We start from the raw sequence: 18,206 nt of genomic DNA, 5'->3' as shown, positions 1-18,206 counted from the left end.
CAGCCGCTGCTTTTGCAAACTCTATCAGACAGAAGAAAGGAACAGAGAACATGGCCAATAATAAAGCAAAAATGATTCTAGAAAAAGACTTTAAAATCTCTGAAATTGATAATCGAATCTACGGTTCTTTTATTGAACATTTAGGCCGTGCCGTATATGGCGGCATTTATGAGCCAGGACATCCGCAAGCCGATGAAAATGGATTCCGCCAGGATGTTATTGAAATGGTTAAGGAACTTCAAGTTCCGCTTGTCCGCTATCCGGGCGGTAACTTTGTTTCCGGATATAACTGGGAGGATGGTGTAGGACCCGTAGAAAGCCGTCCGCGTCGTTTAGATTTAGCTTGGCGCACTACTGAAACGAACGAAATGGGTACCAATGAGTTCATGAAATGGGCGCAGTTAGTCAATGCTGACGTCAATATGGCAGTTAACCTTGGAACCCGGGGGATTGACGCAGCTAGAAATCTAGTAGAATATTGCAACCACTCAGGTGGTTCTTATTATAGTGATCTTCGTATTTCTCACGGCGTAAAGGATCCATACAAAATTAAAACTTGGTGTCTTGGTAACGAAATGGATGGTCCGTGGCAAATCGGGCACAAAACAGCTGCGGAATATGGCCGCCTAGCTCAAGAAACTGCAAAAGTAATGAAGTGGGTAGATCCTACAATCGAGTTGGTTGCATGTGGAAGCTCACACCGCAATATGCCGACCTTTGCGGACTGGGAAGCAACTGTACTTGACCATACCTATGATCATGTAGAGTTCATCTCTTTGCACCAGTATTACGGCAACCGTGACAATGAAATTTCTAACTATTTAGCATTGTCCCTAGAAATGGATGACTTTATTAAATCAGTTATTTCAATTGCTGACTATATTAAAGCGAAAAAACGCGGTAAAAAGAAAATCAACCTCAGCTTTGATGAATGGAACGTATGGTATCACAGCAATGAGGCAGATAAAAAAATTGAGCCGTGGAGTATTGCACCGCCTCAATTAGAAGATATTTATAACTTTGAAGACGCTTTATTGGTTGGATGTATGCTCATTACCTTATTAAAGCATGCCGACCGTGTGAAAATTGCCTGCCTGGCTCAGTTGGTCAATGTCATTGCACCAATTATGACAGAAGACAATGGACCTGCTTGGAAGCAAACGATCTTTTATCCTTATATGCATACTTCTGTATATGGACGCGGGGTTTCGTTAAACCCAATTATTTCAAGTCCGAAGTATGACAGTAAGGATTTCACTGATGTACCATATTTAGAGTCAACAGCTGTTTACAATGAAGAGCATGAAACATTAACAATCTTTGCTGTAAACCGTCATCTCGAAGAAGGATTAGAATTGGCTGTCGACATCCGTAACTTTGAAGGTTATGAAGTAGTCGAGCATATTGTTCTAGAAAACGACGGCAATCTAAAACAATCCAACTCTGCTAAAGGTACACCAGTTGCCCCGCATTCTAATGGTAATGCAAAATCTGAAAATGGCGGAGTTACCGCGGTTTTACCAAAGTTATCTTGGAATGTAATCCGCCTGGCGAAGCGTAACTAATATCGCTTATTCCATACCTGTTCTGTTAACATGTTTGACGGAGAGGTATGGAATCATTTTTTCTAGAAGGAAGGACTGAACGGTATGAAGGTCTTGAAAGAGGAGTTTGGAAGGAAAGATAGCCAAACTGTTTTTTTATTTAATCTCGTAAATGATCATGGAGTAGAAATTGGCTGTATTAATTATGGCTGTATTATTACAAAAATTATCACTCCAGATAAGGACGGCAACTTTGAAAATGTTGTTGTTGGATATGATACGTTGAATGAATATGAAAAAGATACTTATTTTCTAGGTGCTGCAATTGGGCGAGTTGCTGGAAGAATTAAGGCTGGTTCCTTTGATCTGAATGGGCAAACACATACACTAGCAAAAAATGAAGGTAATAATCATCTGCATGGTGGAAATAGAGGGTTTAACCAGGTAGTTTGGGATAGTGAGATCATCGAAAATGATGAGGAGATTGGCGTTCGATTCACTTATGTAAGCCCGAATGGCGAAGAGGGGTATCCTGGAAATTTAAATGTTTCCGTAACCTACACCTTGAACAATGACAATGAACTTTCTATCCATTATTCTGGCGTGTCTGATGAGGACACACTGCTCAATATGACGAATCACTCTTATTTCAATTTAAGTGGAAATTTAAAACGAGATATTTTAAATCATTCTTTACGAATAAAAAGCGATAAGTTTCTTGAATTAAATGATGAACTGCTTCCGACGGGTGAAATGCTGGATGTTAAAGGTACGGCATTTGACTTTACAACAGAGAGGAAGATTGAAACTGGAGTGATGTCAGACCATCCGCAAAATAAGTTAGCCGGCGCGGGGTATGACCATCCATTTTTATTGAATACACAACATGACCAAGAAATTGTCCTGAAGGATATCGAAAGTGGACGGACTTTAACGATTGAAACAGATGAAGCAGGAGTGGTCGTTTATTCTGGCAATCAAATGAAGTCTGAAGGAGAGATTGCTGGAGTGCCGTCACGAAAGTACTTGGGGATTTGCCTAGAGACACAGGGATTACCGGACGCGATTCATCACCCGCAGTTTCCTTCCTGGGTTCTAGAAAAAGATAAAGAGTATTCTACGGTAACAATCTATAAATTTGGGACATTAGAAGAATAGATTGGCCATTACTTTTTTAAATGGAGCAGGAGGAATTTAGGTGGAAAACTATATTACTGAACTCATGACTCTAGCTCAAACCTGCGATTGTGGAAATCATCATCACCGTATTCCAATTGAAAGAATCAAGATTGGAAACAGTGTTTACAAAGAACTAGCTGCCTATGCAGAGTATAAGGGGTTTAATCATGCTGTTATAATCGCTGATGAAAATTCCTATCAAGCTGCAGGGAAAAGTCTGTCAGAAATTTTTAAAGAAACAGGTATCAGCATTTCTCTTAGTGTGATAAAGCCTGATGAGAATAATGATGTTGCCGCTGATGAGCAATCCTTAGTTCAAGCATTATTAGAGATACCAGTAGAAACGGACGTAATCATCGCTGTAGGTGCAGGGACAATCCATGATATTGCTCGTTTTTGCGGTGCAAAAATGAAATTGCCATTTATTTCAGTTCCTACTGCACCTTCTGTGGACGGTTTCACATCAATGGGGGCTCCATTAATTATTAGGGGTGTCAAAACAACCTTCCAAATGTCGGCTCCGATTGCCGTATTTGCTGATTTATCTGTACTAAAGGCGTCACCGCGAAAAATGGTTGCAGCAGGATTTGGGGATATGCTGGCCAAATATACATCGCTTGCTGACTGGAAATTTGGCCGCCTTGCAAAGGGAGAACCATATTGTCCGCTAGTTGCCGCTATTACCCGTGAAGCTTTGGATTCGTGTGTGGAGAAAGTAGAAAAGATTGCTACAGCTGATGAAGAAGGAATTCAGATTCTTATTGAAGCTTTAATCAAGTCAGGGCTGGCCATGCTTATATTTGGTCAGTCACATCCAGCTTCTGGCGGCGAACATCACCTGTCGCATTACTGGGAAATGGACTTTTTAAAGCGAAAGCGCCCCGCAGTGCTTCACGGGGCGAAAGTCGGAGTATCAACGGTACTGCTTGCGGAAGTATATAAAGGACAGTTTCTTCCTTTACTATCTGAATCAACTCGATTACAGTCAATGGAAAACTCTCTTAACAATGAAAGCGTAAAAGAAATCATGAAAATATACCAAGAGATCCCAACCCCCGAACACCTAAAAAATCTATTAACCCAGACAGGCGGGGAAATCATGCCTGAACAGCTGGGTATTGATGAACAGCTAGTTGCTGCAAGTTTAAGCAGTGCACATAATTTAAGAAATCGATATACAGCTTTAAAATTTTTGAATGGTGCTGCCGAAAGCAGCCCCCTCATACATCCATGATTTATTTAAAAGGAAAGGTGAAATATCATGCAAACAGTTGAAACTTTGAAAAACCCTATTGTCGAGCAGCGAGCAGATCCTTGGGTTTATAAGCATACAGATGGTTACTACTATTTCACTGCTTCAGTACCTGAATATGACCGAATCGAAGTAAGAAGGTCAAAAACGATTCAAGGATTAGGGAATGCAGAACCAGTTGTTGCTTGGACTAAACATGAAGATGGAATCATGAGCGCAAACATATGGGCTCCAGAAATACATTTCATTGACGGCAAATGGTATATCTATTTTGCAGCTGCCCGCAAGGACGCTATCTTTGACCATCGGATGTATGTGATTGAAAATGACTCACAAAATCCGCTCGAAGGAAATTGGGTTGAAAAGGGACAGGTAAGAACTGCTTGGGAATCCTTTTCTCTTGATGCGACCACCTTTAAACATAACGGAAACTTATACTATGTTTGGGCTCAGAAAGATCCTGAAATCGAAGGCAACTCAAACCTATACATTGCGAAAATGGCGAACCCTTGGACACTTACAGGTCCTCAAGTCATGATTACCACACCTGAATACGATTGGGAGAAAATTGGATTTTTAGTGAATGAGGGTGCTGCTGTGCTAAAAAGAAACGGGAAAATCTTTATTTCGTATTCTGCCAGTGCTACGGACTATAACTACTGCATGGGATTGATTTCAGCAGACGAAGACAGTGACCTGCTTAATCCGAAATCATGGAAAAAATCGCCGCAACCTGTTTTCCAAACAAATGAGGAAAACAGCCAATTTGGTCCAGGTCATAACAGTTTCACGGTTTCAGAAGATGGCAGTCAAGACATCCTGATTTACCATGCTCGTAACTACCGTGAAATCGTCGGTGACCCGCTTTGGGATCCGAATCGTCATACACGTGCACAAGTGTTCACATGGAATGAAGATGGAACTCCTAACTTTGGCACTCCGGTACCAGATGCAAACTAAGTTGATTCAGTCGATATCATTTTCTAAAGGGAGATTTTTATGGTAAAAGTAACAATCGAAGAAGCGAAAAGAGCACAGGATCTCATTGTTGAGCAAAGAGCAGATCCTTGGGTTTACAAGCACACAGATGGCTACTACTATTTCACTGCTTCCGTTCCGGAATATGACCGAATTGAAGTAAGGAGATCTAAAACGATTAAAGGAATAGCAGAGGCCGAACCTGTTGTAGCATGGCGAAATCATGAAACGGGACCCATGAGTTCGCTTATCTGGGCTCCGGAAATCCATTATATTAACGGATGCTGGTATATCTATTATGCAGCGGCACCATCAAAGGAAATTGTCGATGGATTATTTCAACATCGCATGTTTGTAATTGAAAATAAATCTACTAATCCTTTAGAAGACAGTTGGGAAGAAAAGGGACAAATCAAAACAGACTGGGAGTCCTTTGCCCTTGATGCGACTTCGTTTGAGCATAAAGGTCAGCAGTACCTTGTTTGGGCACAAAAAGATCCAAACATAAGAGGAAACTCAAACCTTTATATTGCTCCATTAGAAAACCCATGGACGATTCAGGGACCTCAAGTAATGATTACTAAACCGGAATACGATTGGGAAACGATTGGATTCTGGGTAAATGAAGGACCTGCAGTCTTGAAGCGGGACGGTAAAATCTTCATTTCCTTCTCTGGCAGTGCCACGGATGAGAATTATGCAATGGGAATTCTGACAGCGGATGAAAACAGTGATGTGATGGACCCAGCATCTTGGAGTAAGTCCACAGAGTCTGTGTTTAAAACTTGTTATGAAACAGGACAATATGGTCCAGGTCATAACAGCTTTACAGTCTCAGAAGATGGAAGCAAGGATGTTTTGGTTTACCATGTAAGGAACTATACAGAGATTGTCGGAGATCCGTTATATGATCCGAACCGTCATACCTGCGCGAAGGAATTTACATGGAATCATGATGGTACACCAAACTTCAGTTTTCCAAAATAAATAATTTGACGAACGATAAGGTTCATATCAGTTTCTTGATATGAACCCTTTTCTGTAAACAAAAGGCGGGCAGAAAGATGGAAAGACTACAAGATTCACAGGAAAGACGTTTGACCCTGCGTGCCATAACTTGGCCGATATTTATAGAATTGTTTTTGCAAATGATTATGGGAAGTACAGATATCATGATGTTATCCCATATTTCTGATGATGTTGTCGCGGCTATAGGAGTAGCAAATCAACTAGTTTTTTTTGCTATTCTCCTATTTAGCTTTACAGCTACTGGAACGGCTGTTTTAATCTCACAGTATTTAGGTGCAGGCTTGAAAAAAGACGCCAAACAAGCCTCTGCCATATCCTTAACCATCAATCTGGGTATGGGTTTGGTTGTAAGTATATTGTTTGTGATTTTAAAAGGTCCATTATTAAATATTTTCCACCTTGATGAGGATATAGCGATAATCGGACATGATTATTTATCGATAGTCGGCGGCACCTTATTTCTTCAGGCTATGCTTGTGACTATTTCTGCGATTCTGAGGTCAAACGGCTTCACGAGGGAAGCTATGTTTGTTTCTGTCATGATGAACCTCATCCATTTGGTTGGAAACGCCTTAGTCATTTATGGATGGTTTGGATTTCCTGAAATGGGCGTTAAAGGGGTTGCGTTATCGACTGCTTTCAGCAGGGCAGCAGCATTAGTCATCGCGTTTTGGTTCATGTATAAGAGACTTCCAATCAGAATTGAATGGAATGATTATATCGATTTCCAAATGACACATATTAAAAAAATATTAAAAATAGGAATTCCTTCTGCGGGAGAACAACTTAGTTACAATACGAGCCAGATGGCAATGACTGCCATTACAGCCCTTCTTGGAGCAGCAGCTTTGTCTACCCGTGTTTATACGTGGAATATTATGTCCTTTATTATGCTGTTCGCATTAGCCGTTGGCCAGGGAACACAAATTCTAATTGGTTATCGTGTTGGAGCTGGTGACTTTGCAGGAGCCTATAAGCAATTATTAAAAAGCCTTAAAGTAAGTTTTATTATTACTATTGTTATAGCAATATTTATAGCTATTTTTAGAGAAACCATTATGGGTCTTTTCACCGATGATCCAGAAATTATTAAAGTCGGAAGTACACTTTTATTATTATGTTTAGTTCTTGAGCCTGGAAGGACATTAAATCTCATCGTGGTTAACTCACTTCGTGCTACCGGAGACGCTGTTTTTACTGTGAAAATGGGCATTCTGTCGATGTGGGGAATTGCCGTTCCTGTATCGTATTTATTAGGAATACAGTTTGGAATAGGGTTAGCCGGGGTATGGATTGCTTTTATTGCGGATGAGTGGTTCAGAGGAATCGTCATGTATTTTAGATGGAAAAGCAGAGCGTGGGAAAAGAAAGTCCTTGTTGATAAAAAACAAGCGGTTACTAGTTAAAGGCATGGAGGAGAATGTGTAATGAAATACCGTAGACTTGGAAACAGTGGATTAAAAGTAAGTGAAATTGGATTAGGCAGCTGGCTCACTTATGGAAAATCAGTAAATAATCAGACTGCACATGATTGTATTCATAAAGCATATGAACTGGGTATTAACTTCTTCGATACAGCCAATGCCTATGAAGGTGGAAAGGCAGAAGAAGTATTGGGTGAAACGTTAAAAGAATATCCAAGAAGTTCATATGCTGTAGCAACGAAGTTATTCTTCCCAATGGGCCCAGGACCGAATGAGTGCGGACTATCAAGAAAACATATTGTCGAACAATGTGACGCTAGTTTAAAACGGCTGGGTTTGGATTATATTGACCTCTACCAATGTCACCGCTATGACCCAGAGGTACCGATGGAGGAGACTTTGTTTGCTCTTGATGATTTGATCAGGCAAGGGAAGATCCTTTATGCGGGTGTGAGCGAATGGAGCGCTGCCCAAATCGAAAAAGCGGTTGGGATAGGCAAGGATTATCGATTAAGACCGATTATTTCGAATCAGCCTATTTATAATATGTTTGAAAGGTATATTGAGGATGAAGTCTTGCCGGTATCGACCGAAAAAGGGATTGGACAAATTGTTTTCTCCCCGTTAGCACAGGGAGTCTTAACAGGTAAATATAAACCTCATTCAGAAAAACCAGCTAATAGCAGAGGTGCGAATGATGCAACCAACTTCGTCATCAATAGCTATTTCCGGGAGGATGTCCTCACAGTCGTACAGAAATTAAACGGTTTAGCTTCAGAACTAGGGGTTACGTTAAGTCAGTTAGCATTGGCATGGATTCTCCGTCACCCATCCATCAGCTCTGCGATTATTGGAGCCAGCAGGACAGAGCAAATTGAAGAAAATGTAAAAGCAGTGGATATCAAATTGGATCAACATGTTTTACAAGCCATAGATACAATCCTTGAAGAAATAAAAGATTTTGCACCATTAAGATAGCCTTCCAATTTTTTTGAAAAGCGGGTGAGTTTTATTGATGAAGGTTTATAAACATGGTGGTCCATTACTAAAAGAAATTAATGACACGCGAATCTATGATGACGCTATTTCGTTTTGGAATTTAGGGCAGGCAGGGATCTTGATTAAAGGCCGAGAGGAAGATGGATTAATCTGTATCGATCCATATCTATTAAATAGCATTGAACAAGTAAATCCTGAAACAGAATTTAAGCGGGCTTATCACCCTGTTCTCTCTCCGGTTATGCTGGAGAACGCAGACGCTATTTTAATTACTCACGAACATGATGACCATCTGGATTTCGCCACATTAAGGGAAGTTGGGCAAAATAGTGAGAATCCTATTTTTGTAGTTCCCGCTCCACTCGTATCAAAGGTCCAGTCGGAAACAGGCAACAAGAACATAGTTGCAGCCAAAGGCAATGAATCTTTTCAAATAAAAGGATTTCAGATTACACCTGTTCCAGCAGCACATACTAGTTATCAAGTTGATTTAGAAGGTAATCATCTATTTTTAGGTTATTGCCTAGAGGTAAATGGTGTTCGCTTGTTCCATAGTGGTGACACAATTGTGACCCAGGAATTGATAGAAAAGGTAAAAGAATTCAAACCCCATGTTGTATTCCTGCCGATTAATGGCGGAGACTATTTCCGTTCATCACGAGAAATCGTTGGAAACATGAACTTCCGTGAAGCTGTGGAATTTTCAATTGCGGCAGGTGCCGATCTCATTATTCCGATTCATTATGATTTATTTCCGAATAATCGGGATAATCCTGCTTATTTTGTAGATTACTTGTTTACTCATTATCCAAATCAAAAGTTTCATATGATGGCACCCGGAGAACGTTTTATGTATCACCTGTAAGCAATTGGTAATAGGTCGAGATATCAAACACTGGAGGATTAAGATATGAATAACGTAAAAGGCTATGATAATGTAAATTTTTACGAAGTGGATTGGGACCTGAAGGGCGATTTATGGGCCCACGATCCGGTTATAGCGAAGGAAGGTTCCCGCTGGTATGTTTTTCATACTGGAAATGGCATTCAAATAAAAACGTCTGAAGATGGGGTGAACTGGAAGCAGGCAGGACAAATATTTCCGTCATTACCCGAGTGGTCTAAACAGTATGTACCTGAGAAAGAGGAGGAAAGTATTTGGGCACCAGATATATATTTCCATGATGGGACATATTATATCTACTATTCTGTGTCTACTTTTGGTAAGAATACCTCCGCCATCGGATTGGTAACCAATACGACGCTTGACCCTAAAAATCCTGATTACAAATGGGTGGACAAGGGATATGTAATCCATTCCGGTGAGTCTGATAACTACAATGCCATTGATGCCAATTTAATTTTCGACCAAGAAGGCGTGCCATGGTTGAATTTTGGTTCATTCTGGTCCGGAATCAAGCTCATTCAATTGGACCCTGTAACGATGAAGCCTGCAGAGGGTGCGGAGCTATTGTCTATTTCTAGCAGAACGGAACAGCCAAATACGATTGAAGCGCCTTTCGTTGTCTACCGTAACGGCTATTATTATCAGTTTGTGTCTTTTGATTTTTGCTGCCGCGGAATTGAAAGTACCTATAAAATTGTCGTTGGCCGATCAAAGAATATTACAGGGCCTTATTTTGATCGAGATGGAGTATCGATGATGGAGGGAGGAGGGACATTAATCGACGCAGGAGATGATAGATGGATTGGTCCTGGACATTGTGCAGTTTATTTTTCGGGCGACTCGTCCCTTCTTGTAAACCATGCCTATGATGCTCTGAAAAAAGGAAAACCAACGTTGCGGATTAAACCATTGTATTGGGATCAAGAAGGCTGGCCGCATATCTGAGAATAGAAAAAGACTTTGGGGCAGTGCGATCCCAAAGTCTTTTTTTCAATTACTGTGGTGCCAAATTTAATTTTTGTTTTCGCTTATAAACTACTTTTGATAATAATACACTGCACTCATATAAAAAGATTAGCGGGATAACTACCAAAATATCAGATAGGAAATCCGGCGGAGTAATTAAAACAGCGGTTACGATGAGAACAAAGTAAGAGTACTTGCGAATTTTTTGTAATCTGTATGGATTTAATACTCCAAGACTTGTCAAGAACATGATCACCACAGGAAGTTCGAATAAAAATCCAAACGGCAGGGTCATATGCAGTAAAAACGTAAAATACTTTTCTGTGGTGAAAAAGGTCATAAACATACCCTCCGACATGGAGAGAAGGAACTGAAAAACAATAGGGAAAATGATAAAGTATCCGAAACTGATTCCAACAATAAATAAAAGGAATAAAGACGGAATATAGGCTAATGTTACTTTTCGCTCCGTATCTTTCAATGCTGGACGAACAAAAAGCCAAATTTGATAGGCGGCTATAGGAATACTCCCTGAAATTGCCACTACACAGGATAGCATCAAGTATACCCATAAAATATCGCTTGGGCCTAAAATAGCTAGTTGTACCTCTAGGTCCTGAACCAGCCATTGATAAATATCTTGAACATAAACAAACGCTAAAATAAACAAAACCATAAATGCACCGAGTATGATGATCAATCGTTTACGTAATTCTTCAAAATGGCCAACTAAATCCATATCATGTTTTGACATCGAAAATCCTCCTTAGAAAAAGAAGACGCAAGCACCACATTCTGCCTGCATCTTCCCATAATTACGGTTAAATGGTCTTTTCCTCTTTTTTAGGCTGTACCTTACTAGGGTCCTCATCGGAAACCAATTCGCGTGTTGATTTTTTAAATTCCTTTAGGGTGGATCCCACAGCACGACCTAATTCTGGTAATTTTGAAGGTCCGAAAATGATTAATGCAATGACTAAAACAAGAATTAAACCGGGAATACCTATGTTCTGTAGCATAATTGTCGTACACTCCTTTAGATAGCTTTTTTAGTCTGATGACGCTGATAGCAATATTGGAATAGCTTATACTTAGCTTTGCTTTTACAAAGATGACAACGAAAACTTTCTTCCTCTGATATTCGTTTTATATGAGGAACATACATAAGCTCCAAGGCATCCTTGACGTGGTTTGAACAAACAAACATGATGAGAATGGCCCCTTCCACTTGATTATTTAAAGCTTCCGCCTTGTACCGCAACTAAACATGAACGTCCGAAAGTTTGACCAGGGTATGGATTCCATGTTTCTGGATGCTGTACATCTAAGAATAATGTCTTTTCGTCAGGAGTTAACCATGGCCCTGTTACTTCACAGCCTTTTGGACCTGAAGCAAATTGGAAAGGTTCTCCGTAGTTTTTTCCGTCTGTTGGGATCATGAATACTCCACAGTTTTTATAGGCAGCATACTGATTCGTTTCAGTTGCAGCATAGTCCTCAACCACCCAAAGGTTGCCTTTGCTGTCGAAGTGTAGGTTATCTGGGCAAGTAATGCCGCTTTGCTGTCCGCCGGCCACAAACACTTCAAATGTGAAGGATTCACTAGCATGGTCACCGTTTGCCGGTGCGAATCGGACAATTTGTCCATGGAAGTTTCCGTGACCTGTGTTATTGGTTAGTGCTAAAAATACGGATCCATCATGAGGATGAATTTCCACGTCTTCAGGACGGTCTAATTTTGTTCCGCCAACAGCAAGACCTGCTGCACGTGCATTGGTTAAGACGTCAGCTTGGTCGGCAAATTGTTTTTGTAAAGTAGAATTTGCTGCATGATCGAGGGCAATCCATTTTTGCTGGCTCATACTTGCCACATATAATGTTCCGCTTTCTAAAATATCAAAGTTTGCCTCACGATTTGCAGGGTTAAATTTCTTGCTGCTAATAAATTTGTAGAAACACGCGTCACCCTTATCATCACCCATGTAAACAACAACTCTGCCGTCATTGGTTAAGCCCATTGCTGTATTCTCATGGGCGAAACGGCCAAGGGCGGTATGCTTGCGTACAGGTCTCTTTGGATCAAATGGATCCACCTCAACCACCCAGCCATAATGGTTATCATTAAAATTTGGCCAGCCATAGTCATCGCCGTATTCTGTGTTTTCTTCACAAGATAGAACGGTATTCCATAAAGTACGTCCGCCGCTGCAGTTTCCTAATGAGCCAACAACGCTTGTAACACCGCCAACATACTGGCTTCCGCGTGCAGGACCAGTTAATTCAATCTGCGTATTACCATCGACACGTCGATTATATGTATCATCTAACACAAGCTTCCATCCGCCTTTTTCTTTCTTAACGTGGATGACAGATCCGCCGACAGCTTCTTTTTCCATCTTTAGAAGTTCCGGATAGTTTGCTAGATTTTCCTTTTTAAAAGTAGCTTCATTAATTCCTAACATCTTCATATAGTTTCCTGGTTCAGGGAACTCGTGATTTACCCAGATCAATCCTTCTTCGGAATTGTTTCCGCCTTTTAAGCTATCCATTGGAAAATAAACAGTTAGGTCAGCTGCATCCCCAAATATTTCACCCTTAGAATTAATCTTATCTCCATAAGAGGCAATAATAGAATAGTTGTATCCGTTAGGCAGTACCATGTCGTTTTCCCATGTACGGCTAACTGGTTTGAACGGTGCCGTAAGTGATTTACCCTTTCCTGAAGGCTGTCCATTCATTAAGTGGTTTCCAGTCATCGCGTTCCCAGTTAAAGCCCCAATTCCTGATGAAGCTGCAACTAGTGCGGCAGTACCACTTCCAACATAGGTTAAAAATAAACGGCGATCCATATGATCATTCTCCCTTATAGCTCTGATTTAATAACTTTCTCCTTGATTATAGTCAGTCCCAAACTCAATGTTAATTAAGGGATTGTAAAGATTTGTTAAGAAAACTTAAATTACTTTAATAATTTGTAAATTGGTATTCTGACTGTCAGAAAAACTAAAATTTTGTCGAAAATTAAATGGTGAATTTTTTAGACGAGTTTATTTTGCAATAAATAATGGAACATCTTTAATATAAGTGGTAATCATGAATTTCTTTTTCGAGTTAATGAATAATATAAATACAGTTTGATGGAGGGGATAAGACAATGGAGGGTTTTCATCAGAGTCCAAATATCTATGCCAGTGAAGTCGATATTAAGGTGAAAGATTTAGACTATGCACTAACCTTTTATCAAAATATTATGGGTTTTAAGGTACTAGAGAAAACAGATAGGATAGCCGTTTTAACCACTAATGGGAAAACACCGTTAGTAACGCTGGAACAGCCTGAAAATGTGATACCAAAGGAAGAAAGAATGTCAGGACTTTATCACTTTGCTATTCTCCTTCCAAGCCGTGCGGATTTATCTGTTTTTTTACGTCATTTTCTTGGTACAGGATATGCGCTTGGTGCAGCGGATCATTATGTAAGTGAAGCACTTTATATAACGGATCCGGATGGCAACGGGATAGAAGTATACCGAGATCGCCCTTCAAACGAGTGGACATGGAAAAATGGCTTGGTGGACATGGCAACAGTGGAACTAGATGGGAATAGTATCCTTGCGGAAAGTGACGCGGAATGGACGGGATTGCCTGAGGGGACTATCATGGGACATATTCACCTCCATGTGGGAGATTTGCAGAAGGCGGAAGAGTTTTACACAAAAGGGCTGGGATTCAATGTTGTCAGTCATTATCCGCAAGCAGTCTTTTTATCAACAGGAGGTTACCACCATCATATTGCCATTAATACGTGGCAGGGAGAAGGGGCCCCAACTCCACCCAAAAATAGTGTGGGGTTAAATTGGTATACACTCGTATTTCCGGATGATGCCGCGAGAGAATCAGCAATTGAACGCCTGAACCAACTAGGTGCAAGTGTCGAAAAAGAAGCAGATTATTATGTAACGGGTGATCCATCAGGAAATCAAATAAGATTGGTATTATAAAAGGTCTAACCCTATTAACAGTTGAAGCCAGGGAATCTGGCTTTCTTTGTTATAACTGAATTAATATATGTCCTCCAAACATGAGAAAATATGCAATTAGTGCTAAAATTGAAGAATTCATTATTAATTAAAAAATTCTTACCTTGGAGAGGAGCGGGACATATGATTACTTTAAGTCAGAAACAGATAAAAGAAATGTGCGGAACTGTCTCCTTTAAACGAGGGGATTCTTTTTATAGAACGGGAAAAGTTTCGTTTGATTATATTAGCAAAAATCGTTGTGAAGCGACTGTTAAAGGTACGGAAGATTTCTATGTCACTATAAATAAAGAAGAGAGCGGAGATCTTCGTACGACATGCAGCTGTCCAACTCTCCTATCTGTAAAAAGCGATTGTCAACATATAGCGGCTGTATTACTGGCCATTTATGATCATCAGCAGAACGGAATAGTGCCTAAAGTGCGAAGTGGTAAAGAGGTTGATTCTTCAACAAGTCAGGCGCTGACAAAAGGATTACTTACGCTTTTCACAGATCAACCGAGAAGGCCAAGCAGACATCAGCTTCATTTTGAGAATAGACAGGTGCTGCAAGCAAACTTTCTATGTAAACCAGTGGATGTCGGGGAGGGAAAGAAGCTAATTGGAATAGAAATGGCGATTGAACATGAAAAAGTGGCCAATATCCGTGAGTTTCTCTCTCAGCTAAAAGAAGGGCTTCCAAGTCAGATTTCCGATACATTAATTTTTAATATACGTCTTCATTGTTTTGATAGAGAGACAGATGATGTGATTCAGCAGCTATTCCTTGTACTTCAAGATGAAAAATCATACGTGAATGCAATGGCAGACAGCTTAGAAGAATCATTCTCCCCTGATCTTTTGCTCATACCGCCATCATCCTTTGATCAACTCTTACCTTTGCTTGTAAAAGCTCCACTTGTGAAAGTTGAAAATGACGGGGAAACATACGAAGGCCTTCTGTTAACGGAAAAAATGCTTCCGCTGCAGTTTCGCTTTACATCCTCAGTGGATGGAGGCTGCCATCTCAGAATAAAAGGATTGAATCACCTAACGGTATTGGATTCTTACCACTTTGTTCTATATAAGGGGAAATTCATTAGGCTTGCAGAAACGGACAGCAAACGATTGGCTAACCTTAAAGAAATGCTGGAAGCTTCAAAAATAAATCAAATTGAAATTCCACAAGAACAAATGGACTATTTTCTAGAAAACGTGGTCCCGGGTTTAAAAAGACTCGGTAAGGTCGAACTGCCTCACAATTTAACGAGCACCCACAGGAAAACGTCTTTAGTCGCCAAACTTTATTTAGATCGGTTGAAAAATCGCCTCTTAGCCGGCTTAGAATTTGAATACGGTAATATCGTGATCAACCCGTTAGAAAACCGGGAAATGCAGAACGGACTCGTACTAATAAGGGACCTGGAAAAGGAAAATCAAATCATTCAACTGATGGAAGAAAGTTCATTTGCTGCTACAGACAGTGGCTATTACTTGCATAATGAAGAGTTGGAGTATGAGTTTTTATATCATGTTGTTCCTAAACTGCAAAAACTTGTACAAATTTATGCAACAACGGCAGTCAGGAACCGGATTTTTAAAGAAAATGCAAAACCCAAGATTAGAGTAAAGATAAAAACAGAACGGACAAATTGGCTGGAATTTAAATTTGATATGGATGGAATCCCGGAGAGGCAGATAAAAGAGATATTATCCGCGCTTGAGGAAAAAAGAAAATATTATCGGTTACGGAATGGAGCTTTGCTCTCATTAGAAACAAGAGAATTTGAAGAAATCCAACGCTTTCTACAAGCTGCACCTGTGCAGGCGGAGGATCTTGAAGCAGGATTGAATGTACCAATCGTTCGGGGATTAAAGCTGCTTGACTCTGTTGAAGATAACTCAACATTTACAATTGAGGAGTCGTTCCGTCAGTTTTTGGATACCATCCATAATCCAAGCAGTATGCAGTTTGAGGTGCCAAAATTGGCAGCGCCGATTTTGCGGGACTATCAAATTCATGGCTACAAATGGTTGAAAACTCTTGCCAGTTATGAATTTGGAGGGATTCTCGCAGATGATATGGGCTTAGGGAAAACACTTCAAAGTATAACCTATATCCTATCAGAACTTCCTCTCGTTCGCAGTAAAAAACTGCCGGTTCTGATTGTCTGTCCGGCATCATTAACTTATAACTGGCTTTCTGAAATTAAGAAATTTGCCCCAGGAGTGCATGCTGTCATTTTAGATGGGGATAAATCAGAACGGATGGCGAATCAGAAACAGATATCTGATTCAGATATTGTTATTACTTCTTATCCATTGTTGCGGAAGGATATCGTTTGGTACGAAAAACAAACCTTCCATACCGTGTTTTTCGATGAAGCACAGGCATTTAAAAATCCAATTACTCAAACAGCAAGGACTGTAAAGAAAATCAAGGCTGATCATCGTTTTGCTCTAACTGGTACTCCTGTTGAAAATTCATCTGAGGAGCTGTGGTCTATCTTTCATGTTGTGTTCCCAGAACTATTTCAAGGGCTGAGGGATTTTAGTCACTTAACGAGAAAGCAGATTGCGAGAAGAGTCCGTCCATTTTTACTCCGAAGATTAAAGGAAGATGTTCTATCAGAGCTTCCTGAGAAAATAGAGTCTGTTGACTTAGTGGAGTTACTGCCAGAACAGAAGAAACTCTATGGAGCTTATTTAGCCAAACTAAGACATGACACGCTAAAGCATCTGGATAAAGACACACTTCGAAAAAATAAAATTAAAATCCTCGCTGGTTTGACAAGGCTCAGGCAAATCTGCTGTCACCCATCTTTGTTTGTTGATGGGTATAAAGGGGGTTCCGCTAAATTTGAACAGCTGCTAAGGATCTTAGAGGAATCCAGGCAGGCTGGAAGAAGAGTATTAATATTTTCGCAGTTCACGAAAATGCTCCAGTTAATCGGCAGGGAAATGGCAATTCAAGGGCTTCCTTACTTTTATCTTGATGGACAAACCCCATCGGAAGAAAGGTTAGAACTCACAAATCGATTTAATACAGGAGAGTGTGACCTTTTTCTTATTTCCTTGAAAGCGGGAGGAACCGGTCTGAACTTAACTGGTGCGGACACTGTTATCCTCTATGATTTATGGTGGAATCCTGCGGTTGAGGAACAAGCGGCGGACCGGGCACACAGGATGGGGCAAACAAATATAGTACAAGTCATTAAATTGGTTGCACGAGGTACAATAGAAGAAAAAATGAATGAACTGCAGGAGAAAAAAAGAGAATTAATAGAGGAAATTATTGATTCAAAAGATAAAGGAACTGCTTCTTTAACGGAAGAAGATATTAGAGAGATATTAATGATCTAAAAAATATCCTTTGGCATAATAAGATAATTTCACTAATCAAACGTTTGATTAAATACCTTCTAAAACTTTTTTAGAAAAACTAATCAAACGTTTGATTAAACTACAACACCTATGACCATACTTGAAAAATATTGTTATAAAAGTGTTGACTCTTTCTTTATATCATAGTAATATAGTAATTCCCTCGGGGAAACATTTTATAACGAGATGTTTCTTTTTGAGCGGAAAAGAAAATGGTTGACTTTATGAATCATATAATGTAATATAATTTACGTTGTCGATTACGAAAAAGATATTCTAAAAAAGTTATTGACACAAAACAACAAGACATGTTATATTGATATCCTGTTGTAAAAAACACATTGCTCTTTGAAAACTAAACAAACAAGAACGTCAACAAAAAATTATTAGTTTCTACTATAGAAACTAGCCAACGTAACAAAATGAGCTATATCAACTTTCTTGGAGAGTTTGATCCTGGCTCAGGACGAACGCTGGCGGCGTGCCTAATACATGCAAGTCGAGCGAATCTTAAGGTGCTTGCACC

General features: G+C 40.0%; 14 protein-coding genes and 1 rRNA gene. 12 read left to right on the top strand and 3 right to left on the bottom strand.

All coding sequences use genetic code 11. From position 1 onward, the window contains the following. Positions 1 to 50: 50 nt before the first annotated feature. From arfA to ACIQAA_RS20695, 9 genes are all read left to right on the top strand, one after another. Positions 51 to 1,565 carry an arabinosylfuranosidase ArfA gene (gene arfA, locus ACIQAA_RS20735; protein ID WP_402623061.1) on the top strand — a complete coding sequence of 505 codons (1,515 nt, stop codon included), beginning with the start codon at positions 51 to 53 and terminating at the stop codon, positions 1,563 to 1,565. Between the two features lie 84 nt (positions 1,566 to 1,649). Next, the gene (locus ACIQAA_RS20730) at positions 1,650 to 2,702 is read left to right on the top strand and encodes an aldose epimerase family protein (protein ID WP_402623058.1); all 1,053 of its coding nucleotides are present in this window, start codon (positions 1,650 to 1,652) and stop codon (positions 2,700 to 2,702) included. A gap of 40 nt (positions 2,703 to 2,742) precedes the next feature. Further along, positions 2,743 to 3,957: a sn-glycerol-1-phosphate dehydrogenase gene (locus ACIQAA_RS20725; RefSeq protein WP_402623055.1), complete on the top strand. Its 1,215-nt coding sequence runs from the start codon at positions 2,743 to 2,745 to the stop codon at positions 3,955 to 3,957. A gap of 27 nt (positions 3,958 to 3,984) precedes the next feature. Next, positions 3,985 to 4,935, top strand: a complete 951-nt coding sequence (locus ACIQAA_RS20720; protein ID WP_402623052.1) for a glycoside hydrolase family 43 protein — start codon at positions 3,985 to 3,987, stop codon at positions 4,933 to 4,935. Between the two features lie 39 nt (positions 4,936 to 4,974). Continuing rightward, positions 4,975 to 5,940, top strand: a complete 966-nt coding sequence (locus ACIQAA_RS20715) for a glycoside hydrolase family 43 protein (RefSeq protein ID WP_402623050.1) — start codon at positions 4,975 to 4,977, stop codon at positions 5,938 to 5,940. Between the two features lie 77 nt (positions 5,941 to 6,017). Beyond that, positions 6,018 to 7,388, top strand: coding sequence for an MATE family efflux transporter (locus ACIQAA_RS20710; protein WP_402623047.1), 1,371 nt, complete (start codon positions 6,018 to 6,020; stop codon positions 7,386 to 7,388). A 21-nt stretch (positions 7,389 to 7,409) separates the two neighbouring features. Then, entirely contained in the window at positions 7,410 to 8,384 is a 975-nt protein-coding gene (locus ACIQAA_RS20705) for an aldo/keto reductase family protein (RefSeq protein WP_402623044.1), read from the top strand. 37 nt (positions 8,385 to 8,421) lie between these two features. Next, the gene (locus ACIQAA_RS20700; RefSeq protein ID WP_402623041.1) at positions 8,422 to 9,270 is read left to right on the top strand and encodes an MBL fold metallo-hydrolase; all 849 of its coding nucleotides are present in this window, start codon (positions 8,422 to 8,424) and stop codon (positions 9,268 to 9,270) included. A 45-nt stretch (positions 9,271 to 9,315) separates the two neighbouring features. Further along, positions 9,316 to 10,257: a family 43 glycosylhydrolase gene (locus ACIQAA_RS20695; RefSeq protein ID WP_402623039.1), complete on the top strand. Its 942-nt coding sequence runs from the start codon at positions 9,316 to 9,318 to the stop codon at positions 10,255 to 10,257. 49 nt (positions 10,258 to 10,306) lie between these two features. Here the strand turns inward: ACIQAA_RS20695 and tatC are convergent, their stop codons facing one another. The 3 genes from tatC to ACIQAA_RS20680 all read right to left on the bottom strand — a co-directional run bounded on the left by tatC (position 10,307) and on the right by ACIQAA_RS20680 (position 13,127). Then, a complete protein-coding gene (gene tatC, locus ACIQAA_RS20690; protein ID WP_402623037.1) occupies positions 10,307 to 11,032 on the bottom strand; it encodes a twin-arginine translocase subunit TatC in 726 nt (241 codons plus the stop codon). 67 nt (positions 11,033 to 11,099) lie between these two features. Continuing rightward, positions 11,100 to 11,297, bottom strand: a complete 198-nt coding sequence (locus tag ACIQAA_RS20685) for a twin-arginine translocase TatA/TatE family subunit (RefSeq protein ID WP_179603340.1) — start codon at positions 11,295 to 11,297, stop codon at positions 11,100 to 11,102. 213 nt (positions 11,298 to 11,510) lie between these two features. Continuing rightward, positions 11,511 to 13,127 carry a PhoX family protein gene (locus ACIQAA_RS20680; protein WP_402623033.1) on the bottom strand — a complete coding sequence of 539 codons (1,617 nt, stop codon included), beginning with the start codon at positions 13,125 to 13,127 and terminating at the stop codon, positions 11,511 to 11,513. Between the two features lie 305 nt (positions 13,128 to 13,432). On the opposite strand from ACIQAA_RS20680, the gene ACIQAA_RS20675 reads away from it, so the two are divergent. The 3 genes from ACIQAA_RS20675 to ACIQAA_RS20665 form a co-directional block, all read left to right on the top strand. After that, complete coding sequence (locus ACIQAA_RS20675; protein WP_402623030.1) at positions 13,433 to 14,278, top strand: VOC family protein; 846 nt, start codon at positions 13,433 to 13,435, stop codon at positions 14,276 to 14,278. 162 nt (positions 14,279 to 14,440) lie between these two features. Beyond that, entirely contained in the window at positions 14,441 to 17,659 is a 3,219-nt protein-coding gene (locus ACIQAA_RS20670) for an SNF2 helicase associated domain-containing protein (RefSeq protein WP_402623028.1), read from the top strand. A gap of 459 nt (positions 17,660 to 18,118) precedes the next feature. After that, positions 18,119 to 18,206: ribosomal RNA gene (locus ACIQAA_RS20665) — 16S ribosomal RNA — on the top strand; the annotation flags it as partial.

The sequence above is a fragment of the Neobacillus sp. NPDC093182 genome (assembly GCF_044754045.1).
Note: the sequence above shows the minus strand (reverse complement) of the source record. Positions and strands in the feature narration are given on the sequence as shown.